Genomic DNA, 22032 nt, shown 5'->3' on the forward strand with positions numbered 1-22032 from the left:
CGGACTCCGTCCTGGACGCCCGGCGCGACCACCTCCGCTCGAGCGACGACCTCACCGACGTGCACGCGGCGGCCGACCTCTTCCCCGTGATCCGAAGGCGGGCCCGCGTGATCCGAAGGCGGGCCCGCGTGATCCGAAGGCGGGCCCGCGTGATCCGAAGGCGGGCCCGCGTGATCCGACGGGCGGGGCGGGCCCCGGTACGCGGAAGCCGGGGCCCTGTGCCCCGGAGGGGGGGTCAGGAGATATCTTGATGTCGAGCAATGTTGCAGACGTATGTTGCAGACGTGGAGCGGAGCACCGGTGACTGACTCGACCATCATCTATACGCACACCGACGAGGCCCCGGCCCTGGCGACGTATTCGTTCCTGCCCGTGGTCGAGGCGTACGCCTCGACGGCCGGGGTCTCGGTGGAAACCCGCGACATCTCGCTGGCGGGACGGATCATCGCGGGGTTCCCCGAGTGGCTCCAGGACGGCCAGCGGATCGATGACGCACTCGCCGAGCTGGGCGAGCTGGCCAGGACTCCTGAGGCCAACATCATCAAGCTGCCGAACATCTCGGCGTCGATCCCGCAGCTCAAGGCCGCGATCGCGGAGCTTCAGGGGCAGGGCTACGCGCTGCCGGACTACCCGGACGACCCCAAGCCCGGCGAGTCCGACGAGCAGAGGGACATCCGCGCGCGCTACGACAAGGTGAAGGGCAGCGCCGTCAACCCGGTGCTGCGCGAGGGCAACTCCGACCGCCGCGCCCCCGCCTCCGTGAAGAACTACGCCAAGGCGCACCCGCACCGCATGGGCGCCTGGTCGGCCGACTCGAAGACGAACGTGGCGACCATGGGCGCCGACGACTTCCGCTCCACGGAGAAGTCCGCGGTCGTCGCCGAGGCCGGTTCGCTCCGTATCGAGCTGGTCGGCGAGGACGGCTCCACCACCGTGCTGCGCGACTCCGTGCCGGTCCTCGCGGGCGAGGTCGTGGACGCGTCGGTGCTGCGGGTCGCGGCGCTGCGCGCGTTCGTCGCGGCGCAGATCGCCCGCGCCAAGGCCGAGGGCGTGCTCTTCTCCGTGCACCTGAAGGCCACGATGATGAAGGTCTCCGACCCGATCATCTTCGGCCATGTCGTACGGGCCTTCTTCCCGAAGACGTTCGCCGCGCACGGCGCCACGCTCGCCGCGGCGGGCCTGACCCCGAACGACGGTCTCGGCGGCATCCTCAAGGGCCTGGAGTCGCTGCCCGGGGGCGCGGAGATCGCGGCGTCCTTCACCGCCGAGCTGGCCGAGGGCCCCGAGCTCGCGATGGTCGACTCCGACCGCGGCATCACCAACCTGCACGTGCCGAGCGATGTCATCGTCGACGCGTCCATGCCGGCCATGATCCGTACCTCCGGCCACATGTGGGCCCCGGACGGTGCCGAGGCCGACACGATCGCCGTCCTCCCTGACAGCAGCTACGCCGGGATCTACCAGGTCGTCATCGACGACTGCCGCGCCAACGGCGCCTTCGACCCGTCGACGATGGGCTCGGTGCCCAACGTCGGTCTGATGGCGCAGAAGGCCGAGGAGTACGGCAGCCACGACAAGACCTTCGAGATCGCCGCCGCGGGCACCGTCCGCGTCGTGAACGAGGCCGGCGAGGCCGTGCTGGAGCAGCCGGTGAACGCCGGTGACATCTTCCGCATGTGCCAGACCAAGGACCTGCCGATCCAGGACTGGGTCAAGCTCGCCGTCAGCCGCGCCCGCGCGACCGGGGACCCGGCCGTGTTCTGGCTGGACGAGGGTCGCGCGCACGACGCGAACCTGATCGAGAAGGTCAAGGCGTACCTGCCGGAGCACGACACCGACGGGCTCGACATCAAGATCATGGCGCCGGTCGAGGCGATCTCGTTCTCGCTGGAGCGCATCCGGCGGGGTGAGGACACGATCTCCGTCACCGGCAATGTGCTGCGCGACTACCTGACCGACCTGTTCCCGATCCTGGAGCTGGGCACGAGCGCCAAGATGCTCTCGGTCGTCCCGCTGATGTACGGCGGCGGACTCTTCGAGACCGGCGCCGGCGGCTCCGCGCCCAAGCACGTGCAGCAGCTCGTCAGGGAGAACTACCTGCGCTGGGACAGCCTGGGCGAGTTCCTCGCGCTCGCGGTCAGCTTCGAGCACCTCGCGCAGACGACGGACAACCCGCGCGCCCAGGTCCTCGCCGACACCCTCGACCGCGCGACCGGCTCCTTCCTCAACGAGGACAAGTCGCCCAGCCGCAAGGTCGGCGGCATCGACAACCGTGGCAGCCACTTCTACCTGGCGCTGTACTGGGCCCAGGAGCTGGCGAAGCAGACGGAGGACGCGCAGCTCGCGGAGGCGTTCGGCGCGCTCGCCGAGACGCTGACCGAGCAGGAGGGCACGATCGTCGACGAGCTGATCGCGGTACAGGGCGCGACCGCCGAGATCGGCGGCTACTACCGGCCCGACGCGGAGAAGGCCGCGGCGGTCATGCGCCCGTCGAAGACCTTCAACCAGGCGATCGCCACCCTCGGCTGACGCCTCCGAGCAGCGGACGGCGCCGCGCCCTTGGCGGACGGCGTCCCTCCCCCGCGTACGGCACCGCCCCGGCCAGGCTTCGACGCCCGGCCGGGGCGGTTCGCGTGGGACGAGGCGGTCGGGCGGACGCCGGTGGGGGCGGCCGGCGCGTAGGCCGTCCGGTCGGCGTCCAGCCGTTCGGCCCGTGACCGGTCGTGCGGGGAAGCCTCATCGGACGATGAGCGGCCGGGGTGGGGGCGGAAGCCACGGCCGCTCAGGCGCCCGTCACCTCCACGGAGAGGTCGTTGTCGAGCGTGTAGTACGGCCTTACGGTCACGCCGCCGAGCGTGGCGGCCGTGTAGACGAAGATCTCTTTGCGGTCCGCCACATCGTCGAGCAGCCGGCCCATCCGGACCGGGGGCCCGCCCCCGCGCCGCTCCACGTAGAGGTCCCACACCTCGTGCCCCGACCCGCCCGCGTTGAGCAGGTCCCGGTAGTCGACGGTGAAGGTGAAGTCCTCACCGTCCCGGCCGCCGTCCGCGGTGGGCTCGATCCGGAGGGCCGCGCCGTCCCCGCCCCTGCGGCGCAGCAGGACCGTCGCCCCGACGGCGGGCCCGGCGCCGTGGAGCCGCGCCCGTACGGTCAGGGTGTGGCCCGCGACCCGGACCTCGCCCGCCTCGGCGTGGCCTGTCCGCAGCCAGGTCCGTACGGCGAGGTAGCGGTCCGCCGTGGCGTACGGGATACGGACGGCCAGCGGCGCGGCGGCCGGGCCGGCCGGGCGGCCGGCCACCAGCGCGCGCAGGTCCCGCAGCCCCGGGAGCAGCCGCTGCCGCGCCCCCGGGCCGTCGCCGGAGGCGGGGACGACATAGATGTCCCAGCGCCCCTCGGCGAACACCGGCTCCGGGTCCAGGACGGCGCGCAGCCGGTCGGGGCCCGCCGGTTCCAGGTCGAGGAGGTGCCGTACGGTCTCGGGCTGCCCCTTCTTCGGGCGCAGCCGCAGCAGCAGCCGGGGGCGCGCGCCGTCGGGCACCGTCAGATGGACGTTCCAGGTGATCCGGCCCGAGGCGTCCACCGTGCAGTCGGCGCGGGGCCGCTCGACGGGCGGGGCGGGGCGGGCCGGTCCTGCGGGCGGTATGTGGTCCGTCGTACTCATCCTCAGCGTCCTGTCTTCCGTACGGTCCTGAGGGCCGCGCCGGCCATGACGCGGGCGGTGTCCTTGGCCGCGTAGCCGCCGCTGATCAGCGCGCCGACCGGGCGGCGCGACGGCGGGGCCGCGGGTTTCCCGCCGGCGCGCGCGGCGGCGAGGTCGTCGAGGAGGCGCTCGGCCTGGGCGACGACGGGGCCCGGGGCGTAGCGCCGGGAGTTCTCCAGCGCCGCGCGGCCCATCCGGCGGCGCCGTTCGTCGTCGCCGACGAGCGCGAGCAGCGCGGCGGCCAGGGCGTCCCGGTCGCCGACCGGGACCAGCGTGCCGTCGACGCCGTCCCGGATGATCTCGGCGGGGCCGTAGGGGCAGTCGGTGGCGACGACGGGCAGGCCGCAGCGCATCGCCTCGACGATCGTCATGCCGAACGGTTCGAAGTTGGAGGCCATCGCTCCTATGGAGCCCTTGACCCACTCGGCCTCCATGGGGGTGGCCGATCCCATCAGGAAAACGTTGTCGTGCAGCCCGAGGCCGTCGATGAGCCCCCGCAGCCGGGCCTGTTCCTCGCCACCGCCGTAGACGCGCAGCCGCCAGTCGGGGTGCCGGGCCGCCACCTGGGCGAAGGCCTCGATGAGCAGGTCGTACCGCTTCACCGGGACGAGCCGGCCCGCGGCGACGACGACGCGGGCGTCCCCGTCGGCCGGCGGCAGGGCCGGATCGGGGACGCTGTTGGGCAGCGCTTCCACTCGGACCCCCGGGAGGCGCATCTGGCGCCGGTAGGCGTCGGCGTCGGCCTCGGTGACGGTGGTCAGCGCGTCGAGCCGGGGGTAGGTACGGCGCAGGACGTTCCGCAGCCGGGGCGAATGGTTGTCCAGGGTCAGGTGCTCCTGCCCGATCCGCAGGGTCCGCTCGGGGGCCTGGAGCGCGATGTGGACGTTGAGGCCGGGCCGGGTACCGATCACGGCGTCGGAGTCCAGCTCCGCCAGGCACGCGCCTATCCGCTCGTCGGTCAGCTCGCTGTACTGCCCGTAGCGGTACTCCGAGGACGGGTAGGCCTTCGCGGGGCGTGAGAAGGCCGGATGGTCCCGCTCGGCGCGGAGGTCGACCAGGGGGCGCAGGGTGACCCGCGGGTCCGGCGTGAGGTTCGGGTCCTCGCGGTGCCGGAACACGGAGATGATCTCCACCTCGTGCCGGTCGGCGAGCGAACGGGCCAGGTTGTACGTGGTCGTGATGGTTCCCCCGATCCCGTAGGCGTTGTGGATGAGGAAAGAGATCTTCATACGCGTGAAGACTGTGTTCGTGGGGTATCGGTTGTGCGCGTTGCCGCTTCGTTTGCCGTCCGTTCGCTTCCCGTGACGCTGCCGGACACCCGCGTGCCGGGCCGCGCCCGGCCGGTCCGGTGCGCCCGGCCGCCGGGAAGCGCCGTCCCCGGGGCCGGGCGGATACTGGAGGGGAGGAGGTGCGTCATGCGCAAGGTTGCCGACTGCCGGGATTTCCCGAGCGAGACGCAGTGCTCGCTCGCCATCACCGGTGAGGAGGACGAGGTGGTCCGCGCCGCCAGCGAGCACGCCGTCTCCGTGCACGGCCACGAGGACAGCTCGGAGCTGCGGCAGCAGATCCGGTCGGCGCTGAAGGACGAGATCCCCCAGCACGCCTGACCGGACCGGCCGTCCCCCCGTCCGCACCACATCCCCGATCCGGGGCCCGCGGTCAGCTCACCGGAGCGTCCGAGGGCCTCGCCCCTACCACGAACAGGGCCCCGAACGGGTCGGTGATCTCCGCGATCCGGCCGTACAGGGTGTCCTCGGGATCCTTGACGGTGCCGCCCGCCGCCCCTGCGCGATTCGCCGTCGCGTCCGTGTCCGCGACCTCGAAGAGGGTTCCCCAGGCGGCGGCCGGGGCGCCGGGAACGCCCAGGATGCCGCCGATCTCGTGGCCGTCGGGGCGGCGCAGGAAGGTGAAGTCGGCGTCGGCCATGTCCTCGTTGCCGTCCAGCGTGAAGTCGAAGACCTTCGTGTAGAAGTCCCGCACGGGTGCGGGGTCCGCTGTCGTCAGGTCGTTACGGAGCAGGCTCCCCGGCTCGTTGACGCGTTCGCAGCCGAGCAGCGTGCCACCCTGCCAGAGGCCGAACGCGGCGCCGCCCGGGTCGACCGCGTGGGCCACCCTGCCGTGCTCCCCCTGGTCCAGCGGGCCCGCGGTGACGGTGCCGCCCGCCTCCGTGACGCGCCGGGCGGTGGCGTCGCAGTCGTCGGTGGCGAAGTGGACGCGCCAGTGGGCCGGCTCGGGCGAGGCCGGTGCGGGGACCGGGCGCAGCCCCGCGGCCCGGCTGCCGCGCAGCAGCGCGAAGACGTGTCCGCCGGGGCCCGGCGCGCTGAACTCCCAGCCGAACACGGCCCCGTAGAACTCCTTGGCCGCCTCGACGTCCACGACGTCAAGGTCGATCCACGTCGGGGTGCCGAGCGGCTGGTCGGTCGTGAGACGGGTCATCCTGGGCTCCTTCTGCCGTCCTGTCTGCCTGCGTGTTCGACGCTAGATCGCGTGCAGGACAGGACGTGTCCTACATCCCGGCTCAGCCGGTCCGGGCCGCCCGGATCGGGTGGATCCGCCGGTTCCGGCCCAGGTCTGTCGGTGGGGCCTCGTAGAATCGGCGGATGAGCGCTCCCGATTCCGCCACCGTTCCCGAGACAGGCACCGAGACCCGTCCGGGGGCGGATCCCGCGACGGATGCGGGGACCGGCCCGGGCGCCGGCCCGATCGCCGGCCCGGAGGCGGGTGAGGCGCTGGAGGTGCTGCGCCGTGTCTTCGGTTACGACTCCTTCCGCGGGAGCCAGCAGGAGATCATCGAGCATGTGGTGTCCGGCGGCGACGCGCTGGTCCTCATGCCGACCGGCGGTGGCAAGTCGCTCTGCTACCAGATCCCGGCCCTCGTACGGAAGGGCGTCGGGGTCGTCGTATCGCCGCTGATCGCGCTCATGCAGGACCAGGTCGACGCCCTGCGGGCGCTCGGCGTGCGGGCCGGGTTCCTCAACTCCACCCAGGACTTCGACGAACGGCGCCTCGTGGAGGCCGAGTTCCTCGCCGGTGAGCTGGATCTGCTCTACCTCGCGCCGGAGCGGCTGCGGGTCGAGGCGACCGTACGGCTGCTGGAGCGCGGCACGATCTCCCTCTTCGCCATCGACGAGGCACACTGCGTCGCCCAGTGGGGCCACGACTTCCGCCCCGACTACCTCGCCCTCTCCTCCCTCCACGAGCGCTGGCCCGATGTGCCCCGGATCGCGCTGACCGCGACGGCCACGGAGGCCACGCACACGGAGATCGCCTCCCGGCTGAAGCTCCAGGACGCCCGGCACTTCGTCGCGAGCTTCGACCGGCCCAACATCCAGTACCGCATCGCGCCGAAGAACGACCCCAAGCGCCAGCTCCTCCAGCTCCTGCGCGCCGAGCACGAGGGGGACGCGGGGATCGTCTACTGCCTCTCGCGGGCGTCGGTCGAGAAGACCGCCGAGTTCCTGGTGAAGAACGGGATCGCGGCCCTGCCGTACCACGCGGGGCTCGACACCCGTACGCGGGCCGAGAACCAGTCGCGCTTCCTGCGGGAGGAGGGACTGGTGATGGTCGCGACGATCGCCTTCGGCATGGGCATCGACAAGCCGGACGTGCGCTTCGTCGCCCATCTCGACCTGCCGAAGTCCGTGGAGGGGTACTACCAGGAGACCGGACGCGCCGGCCGTGACGGGCAGCCGTCCACGGCGTGGCTCGCGTACGGGCTCCAGGACGTGGTCCAGCAGCGGAAGATGATCGACACCTCGGAGGGCGACGAGGCGCACCGGCGGCGTCTCGGCGCCCATGTGGACGCGATGCTGGCGCTGTGCGAGACGGTCGAGTGCCGCCGGGTGCGGCTGCTCGCGTACTTCGGGCAGAAGAGCACCGCGTGCGGCAACTGCGACACGTGTCTGACGCCCGCGGAGTCCTGGGACGGTACGGTCCCCGCGCAGAAGCTGCTGTCGACGGTCGTCCGGCTGAAGCGCGAGCGCAACCAGAAGTTCGGCGCCGGGCAGATCACCGACATCCTGCTGGGGAAGAAGACCGCCAAGGTCATCCAGTTCGACCATGACGCGCTGAGCGTCTTCGGTATCGGTGCGGAGCTGCGCGAGGCCGAATGGCGCGGGGTGGCGCGGCAGTTGCTGGCGCAGGGGCTGATCGCCGTGGAGGGCGACTACGGGACGCTGGTGCTGACGGAGGAGAGCGCCGAGGTGCTGGGCGGCCGGCGGCCGGTCATGCTGCGGCGCGAGCCCGAGAGGGCGGCGCGGCCCGCGCGCGCGGAGAAGTCGTCCAAGCAGCGTTCCGCGCCGGTGGATCTGCCGGAGGAGACGGTGCCGGTCTTCGAGTCGCTGCGCGCCTGGCGGGCGGCCTCGGCGAAGGAGCAGGGCGTGCCCGCGTACGTCATCTTCCACGACGCGACGCTGCGCGAGATCGCGGTCCTGGCGCCGTCGACGCTGGCGGAGCTGGGGACGGTGACGGGGGTCGGCGAGAACAAGCTGGCGAAGTACGGGGAGCAGATCCTGGAGACGCTGGGTACGGGGTGAACGGCCGGGCTCGGGCGCCCGGATGCTGAGCCGCTCGGACGCTCAGGCGCCGGTGTCGAGCCGCAGGTTCCAGTGGCCCGGCGTGCCGGTCAGGGTGACCGTGGAGAGGGCGCGGACGTCCACGTACCAGTACGTACGGGGTGGCGCCTTCAGCGCGTAGACCAGCGCCGCCCGTACGACGGCCGGTTCGGCGACCGCGACGATCGCCGTGACGTCCTCGGCCGGGCGGGTGTCCAGCCAGCCGCCTACCCGCGAGATGAAGGTGAGCAGCGGTTCGCCGCCGTGCGGGGCGCCGCGCGGGTCCGCGAGCCAGGCGTCGACGCCGGCCGGTTCGCGGGCCATCACCTCGGAGAGGGTGTAGCCGCGCCAGCGCCCCATGTCGCAGTCGCGCAGGGCCGGTTGGGCGAGGGGGGCGAAGCCGAGGGCGTCGCCGGTGGCGCGGCTGCGCGGGGTGGGTGAGCAGTAGCGGAGGTCGGCGGCGGCGAGCGGGATGAGGGTGTGGGCGACACGCTGCATCTCGTGCCAGCCGGTCCGGTCGAGGGGGCGGTCGTCCTCGAAGCGCTCGTCGAACAGGTCGGCGCTGCGCGCCGCCGCGACCAAGGTGAGCCGAACACTCATGGCCGTGATCGTGGAGCGGAAAGCGGTGCCGGTCAAGGGGTTTCAGCCAGGCAACGCGCGTGGGTGCTCCCCCGTCCCCGCCCTGTCACACGCTGGGCACGCGCCGGTCGTCCACGGGCTCGTGCGCCCCTCGGTGGGGTCAGCCCCGGCCGAGCGTTTCGTCGCAGGCCGTACGGAGCCGGCGCACCCCCTCGGTGATCTCGGCGGGGCCGGCCGGCGCCGCGAAGCTGAGCCGCAGGTGCGGTGCGGGCGGTTCGGCGCTGAAGTACGGGCGGCCCGGTGCGACCGCGACACCGGCGCGCAGGGCCGCGGCGGCGACGGCGGCCTCGTCGGTGCCGTCCGGGAGGCGGAGCCAGAGGTGGTAGCCGCCCGCCGGGATGTGCGTCAGGACCGGTCCTGGCAGATCGGTGCGGAGCGCGGCGGTCAGGGTGTCCCTGCGGGTCTTCAGCTCGGTGGCCACGGTGCGCAGCAGACGGGGCCAGGCGGCGGAGCCCACCAGTTCCAGGGTGGCTTCCTGGAGCGGGCGCGGTACGAAGAAGGTGTCCACGACGTGGATGGCGCGCAGCCGTTCCAGGACGGGGCCCCGGGCCGCGAGGGCGCCGACGCGCAGGCTCGGCGAGGTCACCTTGGTGAGCGAGCAGACATGGACGACGATGCCGTCGGGGTCGACGGCGGCGAGCGGCGCGGGCAGCGGGCCCGCGTCCGCGTGCGCCATACGGCGCGCGAAGTCGTCCTCGATCACGAAGGCCCCGGCCTCCCGGGCGATCCGCAGCACTTCGGGGCGGCGCTCCGGCGCGAGCACGGCGCCGGTCGGGTTCTGGAAGAGCGGCTGGCAGACGAAGACCTTGGCGCCGCTGGCCCGGAAGGCGGCGGCGAGCAGTTCGGGCCGTACCCCGTCGGAGTCGACGGGGACGGGGACGGGGCGCAGTCCGGCGGCACGGGCGATCGCCAGCATGCCGGGGTAGGTGGGCGACTCCACGAGGACCGGGGCGCCGGGCGGGGCGAGCGCGCGCAGCGCGGTGGTGAGCGCGCTCTGGCCGCCCGCCGTGACCAGGATCTCCGCGGTGCCGCAGGTCGGGGCGATGGCGCGGGCGAACCACTCGCGCAGCTCGGGCAGTCCGTCGACGGGTGGCCGGCCCCAGACGCCGGGGCGGCGGCCGGCGCGGGCGAGGGCGGCGGCCAGCGCGGCCTCGGGCTGGAGCGTGGGGTGCAGATAGCCGCCGGTCAGTTCGATGACACCGGGCGGCGGTGCGGCGAGGGTGACCAGGACGCCCGAGGCGTCGACGGTGCGCGGCACGCCGCCGGCCGGGCTGTCCGCGCTGAGGGTGACCTCCTGCCAGGAGGTGTCGCCGGTCCTGACCGGGGCGGGGCGTTCGGTGGCGCGGAAGACTCCGGCGCCGGGGCGGGTGACGACCAGGCCCTCCGCGGCGAGCCGGGCGAGCGCCCGGGAGACCGTCACGGGCGAGACCCGGTAGCGCTCGATCAGCTCCCTGCTCGACGGCAGCTTTCCACCGGGAGAGTAGTGCTTCAGCTCCCGCCTCAGAGAATGCGCCAGTTCAACGACGCTGTTACGCTCTTGCATGACAGCAGAGAATAGCGCTACCAGCGATACCGCGATAGCGGTCACCGGCGACTCCGCGCCGCGGCCCGGCCCGCGCGCCGAGCGGGGCACCCTCCTCGCCGCGCTGGGCGTCGTCGCCTTCTCCCTGACCTTCCCGTCCACCGTGTGGGGCCTGGAGAGCTTCGGTCCCTGGTCCCTGGTCGCCGTCCGCAGCGTGCTCGCCGCGCTCCTCGCCGGGGGCTGTCTGCTGGCGCTGCGTGTCCCGGTCCCCGAGCGCCGGCACCGGGGCGGGCTCGTGGTGGTCGCCCTCGGGGTCGTGGTGGGGTTCCCGCTGCTCACGACGCTCGCGCTGGAGACCTCCACCTCCTCGCACGCGGCCGTGGTGGTCGGGCTGCTGCCGCTCACCACGGCCGCCTTCTCGGTGGTCCGCAGCGGCAGCCGGCCCTCCCGTACGTTCTGGGTGGCGGCGGTCGCCGGGGCCGCCGTGGTGATCGCCTTCACCGTCCAGCAGAGCGGTGGCGCCCTGTCCACCGGCGATCTGTATCTCTTCGGAGCGCTGCTGGTCTGCGCGGCGGGCTACACGGAGGGCGGCAGGCTGGCCCGGGAGATGCCGGGCTGGCAGGTGATCGGCTGGGCGCTGATCGGCGCTCTGCCGCTCTCACTGGCGGGCGGCGCGGTGGCACTGTCCTTCGAGCCGGTACGGCTGACCGCGCACGGGGTGATCGGTGTGGTCTGGGTGGCGCTGGCCTCCACCTTCTTCGGGATGTACGTCTGGTACCGGGGCATGGCGGCGATCGGGATCGCGCGGGCCAGTCAGCTCCAGCTCGCGCAGCCGGTGCTGACGCTGGTCTGGTCGGTCCTGCTGCTCGGTGAACACCTCACCCCGGCGGCGCCCGTGGCGGCCGTGGCGGTGCTGGTCTGCATCGCGGTGACGCAGCGCTCCGCCCGGCCGGTGGACCGCGCCCCGGCCTCACTTCTGGAGCGCTGACCGCTTGCCGTAGTGGTCCGTCACCACCCGGGTCATCGCCCCGATCGGGTCGGTGCCGACCTCCTTGGCGGAGAAGTAGCAGTGGCCCCGTACCCCCGTGAAGTCCTTCGCCAGCGTGAGGTGGCGGGACAGTTCGGCCGGGTCCTGCCAGGCGGCGGGCTGCGCCGGGTCGCCCGCCTTGTACAGGGCCTCCCCGATGTACAGGTCGACCCCGGTCCCCCGTACCGTCGCGTCCCACCAGCGCACCAGCTTCGCGTAGTCGGCGGCGGCGTAGCCGATGTTCCAGTAGAGCTGCGGGACGATGTAGTCGATCCAGCCCTTGCGGACCCACCCGCGGGTGTCGGCGTGCAGATCGTCGTACGTCTGCACGCCCGCCCTGGAGTCGGAGCCGAGGGGGTCGGTTGCGGCGTTGCGCCAGACCCCGAAGGGGCTGATCCCGAAGCGCACGTTCTTCTTGGTCTTCCTGATCCGCTCGGCGGTCTCGCGCACCAGCCGGTCGGTGTTGTCCCGCCGCCAGGCCGCCTTGTCCGGGAAGTCCGCCCCGTACCGCTCGTACGCCGCGTCGTCCCCGAAGACCTGTCCGGCGACCGGGTACGGATAGAAGTAGTCGTCCCAGTGGACGGCGTCGATGTCGTACCGCTCGACGGCGTCGAGCATGGCGTCCTGGACGAACTTCCGGACCTCGGGCAGACCGGGGTTGTAGTAGAGCTTCCCGCCGTACGGCAGGACCCAGCCGGGATGGACCCGGGCGGGGTGGCGCGCGCTCAGCCGGGTGGGGTCGGTGTGGTTCGCGACGCGGTACGGGTTGAACCAGGCGTGCAGTTCGAGGCCGCGCGCGTGGGCCTCCCGTACCGCCGTGTCCAGCGGGTCCCAGCCCGGGTCCTTGCCCTGCGTGCCGGTGAGGTACTGCGACCAGGGCTCGTACGGCGAGGGCCACAGCGCGTCGGCCGTGGGCCTGACCTGGAAGGCGACGGCGTTGAGCTCGCGGGCCGCCGCCGTGTCGAGGTGCTGGATCAGCTCGGTCCGCTGGCGGCCGGCCGAGAGGCCGGGCTTGGAGGGCCAGTCGCGGTTGGCGACGGTGGCCAGCCACATGCCGCGCAGCGCGGGGCGCGGTGCCCGGTGCCCGGTGGCTCCCTGCCCCGGCACGTCCGCGGCGGCGAGGGCGGTGTCGCCGGCGGTCAGCAGCGTGGCCGCCACCCCGGCGGCGGCGGCCACGAATCCACGCCGCCCGAGGGGCGTACCGCCCTGCGCTGTCCTGCCGTGCCCTGCCGTTCCGCGTCCCGTCGCTCCGTGCCCCACGTCGTCGTGCCCCATGCGCCGTCCCTCGCCTGTCGTCTCGTCCTGGACCGGGCCACAGAGATGATCGGTCCGGTCACCCGCTGAGCATGCCCGCCCCGGCCCGCCCGGCGCATCCGCCGTCGGAGTAACGTCCTGTCCCGGGCAGGCGCCGGAATCATACGGGGGACCTGTGCTGACACGGACCGGCGAAAGGCACGATGTGACCGACACCCTGACCGATATCACCCGCGTCGGAGTGGTGGGCTGCGGCCAGATGGGCGCAGGCATCGCGGAGGTCGCCGCGCGCAGCGGCCTGGAGGTCATGGTCGCCGAGACCACCGGCGAGGCGCTGGAGATCGGCCGGACCCGGCTGCAGAACTCGCTGGCCAAGGCCGCGGACCGTGGCAAGATCAGCGCGGAGGAGCGCGACGCCGCGCTCGGCAGGCTGAGCTTCACGACGGATCTCGGGGAGTTCGCCGACCGGGATCTCGTCATCGAGGCCGTCGTCGAGAACGAGCAGGTCAAGACGGAGATCTTCCAGGTGCTCGACCAGGTGGTGACGCGTCCCGACGCGATCCTGGCCTCCAACACCTCCTCCATCCCGCTGGTCAAGCTGGCCGTCGCGACGTCGCGACCCGACCAGGTGATCGGCATCCACTTCTTCAACCCGGCCCCCGTGCAGCAGCTCGTCGAGCTGATCCCCGCGCTGACGACCTCCGAGGAGACGATCCGGCGCGCCGAGACCGTCGTCGAGCGCGTCCTCGGCAAGCACGCGATCCGCGCGCAGGACCGCTCGGGCTTCGTCGTGAACGCGCTGCTCATCCCGTATCTGCTCGCCGCGATCCGGATGTTCGAGTCGGGCATCGCGAGCCGCGAGGACATCGACAACGGGATGGAGATGGGCTGCGCCCACCCGATGGGCCCGCTCAAGCTCACCGACCTGATCGGTCTGGACACCGTGGCCTCGGTCGCCGACTCGATGTATTCCGAGTACAAGGAGCCGTTGTACGCGGCGTCCCCGCTGCTCCAGCGAATGGTGGACGCGGGGCGGCTGGGCCGTAAGACGGGTGCGGGCTTCTACTCGTACACCTGATTCACACGGAGTGTGCGAAGGGTGCGCGCATATGACTCCCGTACACCCTGATGCCCACCGCCCAGGGGGAGTTGACTCGATTCCGCTTGGCCAGTACCCGCCGTGGCCGGGCAACCGAATCGTGGAACCACTCTCCCGAACAGGAGCGGAAATCGTGACCACCGAATCTGACCATTCCGTGGTCGGCCAGGAGCGCGCGGAGTTACGTCGCAGCCTCGACGTCGGCCTTGCCAGGACCGAGGGCAGGATGGCACTACTGGCCCACCGCAACGACCAGACCGACAAGGATGTGGCCGATCTGGCCGCGCGTGTGGCCGCCCTGGAACACTCCAGGTGGCCGCTGCCCGCCGTGGCGGCGCTCTGCTCACTCGGGGCGCTCGCGGTGGCGGTCTGGCAGAGCCTGGGCCGTTAGCGGGTCCCGGGCCCTTGTCCGGGCCAGGACCTCACTGGCCCAGCCTCAAGTGGTGGAGCATCAGCAGCCCGGCCGTCATGTTGGCGGCCGGGATCTCGCCCCGGGCGATCATGTCGGGCACCAGCTTGAGCGGTACCCACTCCCGGCGCGAGGACTCGAAGTCGTCCTCCGGATGACCGATGTACGTGGCGTCCTCCGCCCAGTACATGTGGTGCCGCGCGTCGCTGAGCCCGTTGGACGGCTCGACGGTGAGGAGATGCCTGAGGGGTCCCGGGCGCCAGCCGGTCTCCTCCTCCATCTCCCGCGCCGCCGCGGTCTTGATGTCCTCACCGTCCTCGACGACCCCGGCCGCCAGCTCCCAGCCCCAGCTGTCGGTGATGAAGCGGTGCCGCCAGAGCATCAGCACCTCGTTGGCGGAGTTGACCACGGTCGCCACGGCGACCGGGCGGAGCCGGATGAGGAAGTGGTCCAGATGCCGGCCGTCGGGGAGTTTGACGTCGGCGAGATTGACGCTGAACCAGCGATTCTCGTACACGGTCTGCTCATTTAGCTTCGTCCACTGCACGTTTCTGCCACCTTCCGACAAGTTGATGGCAATATCGCAGCAGCGACGCCCGACCCGGGGAAAGCGCGGGGGGCTCACAAGGGGGCTCACAGAGGAACGCGCAGCGCCCCGGCGATCAGTTCCGCGGTGTCCTCGGCTTCGGAAGAGCCGCTGGCCACAAGCTGTTCGCGTACCTGGCGCAAGCGGTCGCGCAGCCGCTGGGACTCCATCCCCCTGGCCCGCTCCGCCATCTCCGCCGCTGTTCTGGCGGCCCGGTCGGCCTCGCCCTGCCGCAGTTCGATATGGCTCAGCATCGCGAGCCGGTGGACCCGTCCCCGGTCGTGCGCCGGGGTGTCCACGGCCGCCGTCGCGTGCACCCGCGCGGCGGCCAGCTCCCCGAGGCTGAGGAGCGCCTCCGCCACCTGTACGTTGACCAGGCCCGGCTGGACGTAGCCCGTCTCGTCCGGTTCGTGGCCAGGACGGATGCGCTCCGCCTCTGACTCCGCACGACGGATGCAGCTGAGCGCCGCGCCCGCGTCGCCGAGGTGCGCGTACGACTTGGCCTGCATCGCGTAGAGATCGGCGGCGAGCGCGGGGGTGATCTGGCGCCCGGCGGTGCGCAGCGCCGCCTCCGCGAAGGCCACGGCCTGGCGGTGCTCCCCCATGAACAGCGACTGGTTGACGAGCAGGGCGATCACATACGCGCCGAGCCCCCGGTCGCCGCTGGCCTTGGCCAGCCGCAACGCCTGGTGGAAGTAGCGCTGGGCCAGGCCGTGGGCATCGGAGTCGTACGCGCAGATGCCGGCCACCGCGACCAGACCGCCGGTGGCGCGGTGGAGCTGGCGCCCCAGGGCATCGCTGTACCCGCCGCGCAGCAGCGGCGCGGTCTCGGCGTTGAGGAAGCGGACGATCCTGGCCCGGGTCGCGACACCGCCCGCCCGCCGGTACATCAACTCGTAGTGCGCGCGGGCCGACCGCAGCAGTTTGATGTCGGCGGGGCCGACCTTCGTACGGCCGGCGCGGGACACGTCGGAGTCCTCGGGCGGGTTCTCCCACTCCCAGACGGGCATCACGGCGGGCGTGCCGGTGACGGCGGGGGCGCCCACTATGTGCGGACGCTGCTGCTCGTCGCTGCGCCACAGCGCGGCGGCGCGCTCCACGAAGCCGGAGAGCGGGGTGGCGTGCGGCAGAGGTGACTCCCCCGCCACCCCGAACCCGATGTCGTCGAGGGTGAGGGGTCTGCGCAGCCGGTCGCTGAGCACCGCGCAGATCAGGTCGGGCACCTGGCCACGTGGCCGCTGGCCCTTCAGCCAGCGGGACACGGCGGTGTGTTCGTACCGCAGCGCGAGGCCCCTCGTGCGGCCCGCCTGGTTGACGCGTGCGGCGAGGCCGGCATGGGAGATGCCCGCCTCGTCGAGCAGGGAATCGAGCAGAGTGTTGGGCTGCATGTGCCCCTCCGGAGACTCGGCCTTTCCAGCCTAGACGAATAAATCCGAACTCCCGCCTACGGAAGGCCCCGAGAGGCGGGTGACGCTCCTTCGGAGGCGCTCGTACAGGCGGAACGGGAAACGCACGGGGTGTGAACGGAGTGCCCGGACTCGCACCCTGTGCGCTCTGCCGCCGGGCGGGCGGGACCGGTTGACTGGGTGCCCTCTTCAAGGAGGCGGCCGGGTCGCCGGCTCCCCCTCGTAAGTGCGGCGGCCCGCAACCGTGTCGTCCGCCCCGCCGACCTGCCCGGCACTCCACGGCGGGGCGGACGACACGGCCACCGCGCCGGCGGTCCCCCTCAGACCGCGGGCGGGGTGATCCTGGGTGAGAGACGAGTCCGGTCACGGACGACAGCGGCGTCTAGGGACGGGAAGGAGCCGGACGGGTGCGGCGCAGCGCCGGGTCACCGGACTGCGTCGGCACCCGTGTGCGCTCCTCCAGTACGGCACGACAGCCCGGCTGCGCCTGGCCGCTGACCGGTGGCCCCTCCTGCGTCGGGGGCGCGGCGTCCGGCGCGGGAAGGCGGTCGGAGATGTCAGGGGTGAGGGGGCCGTCCGGCGCGCGTGGCCCGTCGGCGGCGCTTCCGTCCGTACCGGTGCCGTCGGCGACGCTTCCGTCCGTACCGGTCCTGACGGAAGCGGTCCGGTCCGTCCCGGCCAGGTCGGCGAGGGTCCGCTCCGCGCCGGAGCGGTCGGCCGGCCCCGACTGCCGTCCGGCCGCCGCGCACAGGGTGCCGTCCACCCGGTCGTTGCGCAGCACCAGCAGCGCCATGTCGTCGGTGATCCGGCCGCCGGTGTGCCGCAGCAGCGCCGCGTGCACCTGCCGTACCACCGCCACGGGCGACAGCTCGGTGACCGAAGCGGCTTCCACCAGCGCCTCCTTGAGGCCGAAGAAGCGCCCCTGCGCGTCCCGCGCGTCCTCGGCGCCGTCGGTGTGCAGGAACAGCGCCTCGCCCGGCAGCAGCCGTCCGCACCGGTACGGGGTGAGTTCCGCCGGGAGCGGTACGGCGCCCAGCGGCGGTAACGGCTCCTCGCAGGCGAGCGGTTCCGCGCCCGGCCCGAGCCGGTAGGGCCAGGGATGGCCGCAGTTGAGGGCGCGGATCTCCGCGTCGGGGCCGATCTCCAGCAGCAGGACGGTGACGAACTCCTCGGCGGCGTCCGCCGCGTCCGCCTCCGCCATCCGCTGGGCGGCCCGGCACGCCTCGGCGACCTCGGCCGCGCTCGCGCCCTCCGTGGCGGCCGCTTCGGCGAGCAGCGCCACCCGGAGCGCGGCCTCGCAGTCCGGATCCCGCCGCGCCAGTTCCTTCAGATGACGCTGGTGTGCCCGGTCGAGTCTGCGCAGGACGCCGTCGAGCCCTCTCTCGTCGTGGGCGGCCTCGCGGAAGCTGCCGAGGACGGCGGCCACCGCCCCGATGGCGGGCAGTCCGTGGCCGCGTACGTCCCCGATGACCACGCGCACCCCGTAGGTGGTCGCCATCACCTCGTACAGGTCGCCTCCCACGTCGGCGCCGCGCGACGCGGAGAGCTGGCGGGCGTGGAGCGCCAGCCCGTCGAGCCGGGACGGCAGCGGGCGCAGCAGGACCTCCTGCGCGGCGCGCGCCACGGCGCGCACCTGGAGCAGTTCCCGCGCCGCCCGGCGCCGTACCCGCATGACGAGGTACGCCATCACCAGGACGAAGGCCACACAGGTCACGATGCGGGGCAGCAGCGTGTCGCGCTCCGAGGGCGGGCGCGTCAGCTCCCAGGTGATCACCAGCGCGAGCAGACCGCCGGGGATCGCGCACTCCACGAATCCCCAGGAGGCTGTGTCCTCCTCGGTTGCCTGCTCTTCTGGACTGGTCCGATTCATACGTCGGCCCCCCTCGGCCGTCCGGCCACTCAGCCGTTGGGCGTACGTCGACCGTCGTGGCCGGATCGATTGTGTCGATCACCGGCCGCCGATGGCGCGACCCGCCGAGGGTTCTCACTCAAATGAGTGAGGGGCGCGCCCGGAGCCCCGGACGCGCCCCTCAGGGCTCCACTCTCTTTCGAACTGCCGAACCGCCTAGCTGTCGAACGAAAAGCCGAAAGGCCCTGCGTTACAGCGAGGTCATGCTCCCCGCAGCACCGCCCCGGTCCGCTCGGCGGCGAGCGCGACGGCCGCGTCACGGGCCGCCGTGGCCTCGTCGACCGTCAGCGTGCGGTCGGTGGCGCGGAAGCGCAGGGCGTACGCGAGGGACTTGTTCCCCGCGCCGACCTGTTCGCCGGAGAAGACGTCGAACAGGCGCAGCGACTCCAGGAGTTCCCCCGCGCCCTCGTACAGCGCGCGCTCCACGTCACCGGCCGGCACGTCGTCGGCGACGACGAGCGCCACGTCCTGGGTGGCCACCGGGTAGGTGGAGATGCGCGGTGCCTGGAGCGCGCCGGTGCCCGCGCGCTCCAGCAGGTCCAGCTCGATCTCCATGGCGCTGGTGCGCTCCGGCAGTCCGAGCGCCTTGACGACGCGCGGATGCAGCTCTCCCGCGTGCCCGACGAGCGTCTCGGCGCCGTCCACGCTCACGTACAGCGCGGCGCAGCGGCCGGGGTGCCACGGCTCGTGGCGGTCGGCCCGTACGGACAGCTCGACGCCGGCCTCGCGGGCGACGGTGCGGGCCGCCTCGACGGCGTCCGCCCAGTTCGCCCGGGTGCCCTGGCCCCACCAGCCGGCCTGCTCGCGCGCGCCGGACAGGACGACCGCGGCGTGGCGCGGCTGGCGCGGCAGCGTGGCGTCGAGAGAGGCGATCTCCTCGTCGGTGGGCCGCCGGTCAACGGGCAGCCGTACCGGTACGGTCTCCTCGCCGGTCGGCCGGAAGACCAGCCCGGTCTCGAAGAGCGCGAGGTCGTGCGAGCCCCGGCCGTCGTTGCGGCGCAGCGCGGTGAGGAGTCCGGGCAGCAGCGTGGTGCGCAGCGCGGGTTCCTCGTCGGAGAGCGGGTTGACGAGGGTGACCGTACGGCGGCGGTCGTCGTCGGCCGGGAGGCCGAACGCGTCGAGGACCGCGGTGCCGGTGAACGGGTAGTTCAGCGCCTCGACGTAGCCGGCCCCGGCCAGGGCGCGGCCGACGCGGCGGTACAGCCGCTGCCGCTCGGTGAGCCCGCGGCCGGACGGCGGGGTCGGCAGCGTGGAGGGCAGGTTCTCGTACCCCTCCAGGCGGATGACCTCCTCGGCGAGGTCGTTGGGCGCGCCGAGGTCGGGCCGCCAGGACGGGACGGTGACGATCAGCTCGTCCTGTCCGTACACGTCGCAGCCGACCTCCTGGAGGCGTCGTACGACGGTCTCCCGGCCGTAGCCGACGCCCGCGACGCGGTCGGGGTGGTCGGCGGGCATGGCGATGGTGTGCGGCGCGGAGGGCGCGACGACCTCGGTGACCCCGGCCTCGGCGGAGCCGCCGGCGAGGAGCACCAGCAGGTCGACGGTGCGCTGCGCGGCGGCGGCGGTGGCCCCGGGGTCGACGCCGCGCTCGAAGCGCTTGGACGCCTCGGAGGGCAGCTTGTGGCGGCGCGCGGTACGGGCGATGGTGATCGCGTCGAAGTGCGCGGCCTCGATGACGACCTCGGTCGTGCCGTGCACGGCGCCGGTCTCCGCGTCGGTGACGACGTCGGCGATCTCGGTGTGGGCGCCGCCCATCACGCCCGCGAGGCCGATCGGCCCGCGGTCGTCGGTGATGACGAGGTCCTGGGTGTCCAGGACGCGCTGCACGCCGTCGAGCGTGGTGATCTTCTCGCCGGCCTCGGCACGACGGACGCCGATCGGGCCTTCGAGACGGGTCCGGTCGTACGCGTGCAGCGGCTGGCCCAGTTCCAGCATCACGTAGTTGGTGATGTCGACCGCGAGCGAGATCGGGCGCATCCCGGCCTTCTGGAGGCGGCGGCTCAGCCAGATCGGCGAGCGGGCCTCGGGGTCGAGGCCGGTGACCGTACGCGCGGTGAAACGGTCGCAGCCCATCGGGTCGGCGATCTTCACGGGGTGGCCGTACGCGTTCGGCGCGGGGACGTCGAGCAGCGCCGGGTCGCGCAGCGGCAGGCCGTAGGCGATGGCCGTCTCGCGGGCGACACCGCGCAGCGAGAGGCAGTAGCCGCGGTCGGGGGTGACGGCGATGTCCAGGACCTCGTCCACCAGCTCCAGGAGGGCGATGGCGTCGGTGCCGGGCTCGTACTCCGGGGGCAGCACGATGATGCCGCCGGAGCCGTCGTCGCCCATGCCCAGCTCGTCGCCGGAGCAGATCATGCCGTGCGAGGTCCTGCCGTACGTCTTGCGGGCGGCGATCGCGAAGTCGCCCGGGAGGACGGCGCCGGGCAGGACCACGACGACCTTGTCGCCGACGGCGAAGTTACGGGCACCGCAGACGATCTCCTGCGGTTCGCCGGTGCCGTTGGCGGTGCCGACGTCGACGGTGCAGAAACGGATGGGCTTCTTGAAGCCCTCCAGCTCCTCGATGGTGAGGACCTTGCCGACGACGAGGGGGCCCTTGAGCCCGGCGCCGAGCTGCTCGACGGCCTCGACCTCCAGACCGGCGGAGACGAGCCGCGCCTGTACGTCACGGCCGGTCTCCGTCGCCGGCAGGTCGACGTACTCCCGCAGCCAGGAAAGCGGGACGCGCATCAGATCTCCATCCCGAACGGCCGGGTGAACCGGACGTCACCCTCGACCATGTCTCGCATGTCTTCGACGTTGTGGCGGAACATCAGCATCCGTTCGATGCCGAACCCGAAGGCGAATCCGCTGTACTTCTCGGGGTCGACGCCGCAGGCGGTGAGCACCTTGGGGTTGACCATGCCGCAGCCGCCCAGCTCGATCCAGCCCTCGCTGCCGCAGGTGCGGCAGGGCCGGTCGGGGTTGCCGACGGACGCGCCGCGGCAGACGTAGCAGACCATGTCCATCTCGGCGGACGGCTCGGTGAACGGGAAGAAGTTCGGGCGGAGCCGGGTCTTCATGTCCGGGCCGAAGAGCGCCCGCACCATGTGGTCCAGGGTGCCCTTGAGGTCGGCCATGGTCAGGCCCTCGTCGACGGCGAGCAGCTCGATCTGGTGGAAGACCGGGGTGTGCGTCGCGTCCAGCTCGTCGGTGCGGTAGACCCGCCCGGGGCAGACGACGTAGACGGGCGGCTCGCGGTCGATCAGGGTGCGGGCCTGCACCGGCGAGGTGTGCGTACGGAGCACCACACCGGACTCGTCGCCCGTGGTGCCTTCGGGGCCGGCGACGAAGAAGGTGTCCTGCATCTGGCGCGCCGGGTGGTCGGGCACGAAGTTGAGGGCGTCGAAGTTGAACCACTCGGCCTCGGCCTCGGGGCCTTCGGCGACCTCGTACCCCATGGCCACGAAGACGTCGGCGACCCGCTCCATGAAGGTGGTGAGCGGGTGGCGGGCGCCGGCCGGGGTGCGGTCGTACGGCAGTGTGACGTCCACCGCCTCCTCGACCAGCACCCTGGCGTCGCGCTCGGCCTCCAGCTCGGTCCCCCGGGCGGCGAGGGCCCGGCCGACGGCGGCGCGGGCCTGGCCCACGCGCTTGCCCGCCTCGGCCTTGGCCTGCGGGGGCAGCGCGCCGATCTCCCGGTTGGCGAGGGAGAGCGGCGAGGTGGACCCGGTGTGCGCGGTCTTCGCGTGGGCGAGCGCGTCGAGGTCACCGGCGGCGGCGAAGGCGGCGAGCGCCTCGTCCCGCAGGCGCTCGATCTGCTCCGGTTTCAGTGCCTCGACCTCGACCGGGTCGTACGACTTGTTGGGTGCGGACATCTCTTCCCGTACTTCCGATTGGCTTGGCGAAACGACCCTGCTCGATCACTGAGGGCGTGAAGGTGCCAAAA

17 protein-coding genes are annotated in these 22032 nt (G+C 72.7%); 6 read left to right on the forward strand and 11 right to left on the reverse strand.

Annotation, left to right across the window (positions count from 1 at the left end):
- The first annotated feature begins 300 nt into the window (after window positions 1-300).
- Complete coding sequence (locus tag ACFXPL_RS24345; RefSeq protein WP_384923289.1) at window positions 301-2529, forward strand: NADP-dependent isocitrate dehydrogenase; 2229 nt, start codon at window positions 301-303, stop codon at window positions 2527-2529.
- Window positions 2530-2782: 253 nt separating this feature from the next.
- On the opposite strand, the gene ACFXPL_RS24350 is transcribed toward ACFXPL_RS24345, so the two are convergent.
- Window positions 2783-3661, reverse strand: a complete 879-nt coding sequence (locus tag ACFXPL_RS24350) for a transferase (RefSeq protein WP_384923292.1) — start codon at window positions 3659-3661, stop codon at window positions 2783-2785.
- Window positions 3662-3663: 2 nt separating this feature from the next.
- Window positions 3664-4929 (reverse strand): glycosyltransferase family 4 protein, encoded by a 1266-nt coding sequence (locus ACFXPL_RS24355; protein ID WP_384923295.1) that lies wholly within the window; start codon window positions 4927-4929, stop codon window positions 3664-3666.
- Between the two features lie 186 nt (window positions 4930-5115).
- On the opposite strand from ACFXPL_RS24355, the gene ACFXPL_RS24360 reads away from it, so the two are divergent.
- Window positions 5116-5307, forward strand: coding sequence for a DUF1059 domain-containing protein (locus ACFXPL_RS24360; RefSeq protein ID WP_384923298.1), 192 nt, complete (start codon window positions 5116-5118; stop codon window positions 5305-5307).
- Between the two features lie 52 nt (window positions 5308-5359).
- Here the strand turns inward: ACFXPL_RS24360 and ACFXPL_RS24365 are convergent, their stop codons facing one another.
- Window positions 5360-6136, reverse strand: a complete 777-nt coding sequence (locus tag ACFXPL_RS24365; protein WP_384923300.1) for a VOC family protein — start codon at window positions 6134-6136, stop codon at window positions 5360-5362.
- A gap of 164 nt (window positions 6137-6300) precedes the next feature.
- On the opposite strand from ACFXPL_RS24365, the gene recQ reads away from it, so the two are divergent.
- Window positions 6301-8235 (forward strand): DNA helicase RecQ, encoded by a 1935-nt coding sequence (recQ, locus tag ACFXPL_RS24370; RefSeq protein WP_384923303.1) that lies wholly within the window; start codon window positions 6301-6303, stop codon window positions 8233-8235.
- Between the two features lie 42 nt (window positions 8236-8277).
- Here the strand turns inward: recQ and ACFXPL_RS24375 are convergent, their stop codons facing one another.
- Window positions 8278-8853 (reverse strand): histidine phosphatase family protein, encoded by a 576-nt coding sequence (locus ACFXPL_RS24375; protein WP_384923306.1) that lies wholly within the window; start codon window positions 8851-8853, stop codon window positions 8278-8280.
- A 139-nt stretch (window positions 8854-8992) separates the two neighbouring features.
- A complete protein-coding gene (locus tag ACFXPL_RS24380) occupies window positions 8993-10435 on the reverse strand; it encodes a PLP-dependent aminotransferase family protein (protein WP_384923309.1) in 1443 nt (480 codons plus the stop codon).
- Here ACFXPL_RS24380 and ACFXPL_RS24385 point away from each other — a divergent pair.
- Window positions 10434-11402, forward strand: a complete 969-nt coding sequence (locus ACFXPL_RS24385; RefSeq protein ID WP_384923312.1) for a DMT family transporter — start codon at window positions 10434-10436, stop codon at window positions 11400-11402. The genes ACFXPL_RS24380 and ACFXPL_RS24385 overlap by 2 nt on opposite strands.
- On the opposite strand, the gene ACFXPL_RS24390 is transcribed toward ACFXPL_RS24385, so the two are convergent.
- A complete protein-coding gene (locus tag ACFXPL_RS24390) occupies window positions 11385-12617 on the reverse strand; it encodes a glycoside hydrolase family 10 protein (RefSeq protein ID WP_384923398.1) in 1233 nt (410 codons plus the stop codon). The genes ACFXPL_RS24385 and ACFXPL_RS24390 overlap by 18 nt on opposite strands.
- A gap of 295 nt (window positions 12618-12912) precedes the next feature.
- Between ACFXPL_RS24390 and ACFXPL_RS24395 the strand changes: the two genes are divergently transcribed.
- Both ACFXPL_RS24395 and ACFXPL_RS24400 read left to right on the forward strand, forming a co-directional pair.
- On the forward strand, window positions 12913-13773 hold the full coding sequence (locus ACFXPL_RS24395) for a 3-hydroxybutyryl-CoA dehydrogenase (RefSeq protein ID WP_384923401.1): 861 nt from the start codon (window positions 12913-12915) through the stop codon (window positions 13771-13773).
- Window positions 13774-13927: 154 nt separating this feature from the next.
- Window positions 13928-14185 carry a hypothetical protein gene (locus ACFXPL_RS24400; RefSeq protein WP_384923315.1) on the forward strand — a complete coding sequence of 86 codons (258 nt, stop codon included), beginning with the start codon at window positions 13928-13930 and terminating at the stop codon, window positions 14183-14185.
- A 31-nt stretch (window positions 14186-14216) separates the two neighbouring features.
- Here ACFXPL_RS24400 and ACFXPL_RS24405 read toward each other — a convergent pair whose 3' ends face one another.
- The 5 genes from ACFXPL_RS24405 to pheS form a co-directional block, all read right to left on the reverse strand.
- Window positions 14217-14750 carry an NUDIX hydrolase gene (locus tag ACFXPL_RS24405; RefSeq protein ID WP_384923318.1) on the reverse strand — a complete coding sequence of 178 codons (534 nt, stop codon included), beginning with the start codon at window positions 14748-14750 and terminating at the stop codon, window positions 14217-14219.
- 86 nt (window positions 14751-14836) lie between these two features.
- Entirely contained in the window at window positions 14837-16177 is a 1341-nt protein-coding gene (locus ACFXPL_RS24410; RefSeq protein WP_384923321.1) for a transcriptional regulator, read from the reverse strand.
- 400 nt (window positions 16178-16577) lie between these two features.
- Complete coding sequence (locus tag ACFXPL_RS24415) at window positions 16578-18065, reverse strand: PP2C family protein-serine/threonine phosphatase (RefSeq protein ID WP_384923324.1); 1488 nt, start codon at window positions 18063-18065, stop codon at window positions 16578-16580.
- A gap of 240 nt (window positions 18066-18305) precedes the next feature.
- Window positions 18306-20834: a phenylalanine--tRNA ligase subunit beta gene (gene pheT, locus ACFXPL_RS24420; RefSeq protein WP_384923327.1), complete on the reverse strand. Its 2529-nt coding sequence runs from the start codon at window positions 20832-20834 to the stop codon at window positions 18306-18308.
- Window positions 20834-21961 (reverse strand): phenylalanine--tRNA ligase subunit alpha, encoded by a 1128-nt coding sequence (gene pheS, locus ACFXPL_RS24425; RefSeq protein WP_384923330.1) that lies wholly within the window; start codon window positions 21959-21961, stop codon window positions 20834-20836. The genes pheT and pheS overlap by 1 nt, the downstream gene beginning before the upstream one ends.
- Between the last annotated feature and the right edge of the window lie 71 nt (window positions 21962-22032).

The organism is Streptomyces sp. NPDC059092 (assembly GCF_042756365.1).
In the GTDB taxonomy this organism is placed as follows: Bacteria; Actinomycetota; Actinomycetes; order Streptomycetales; family Streptomycetaceae; genus Streptomyces.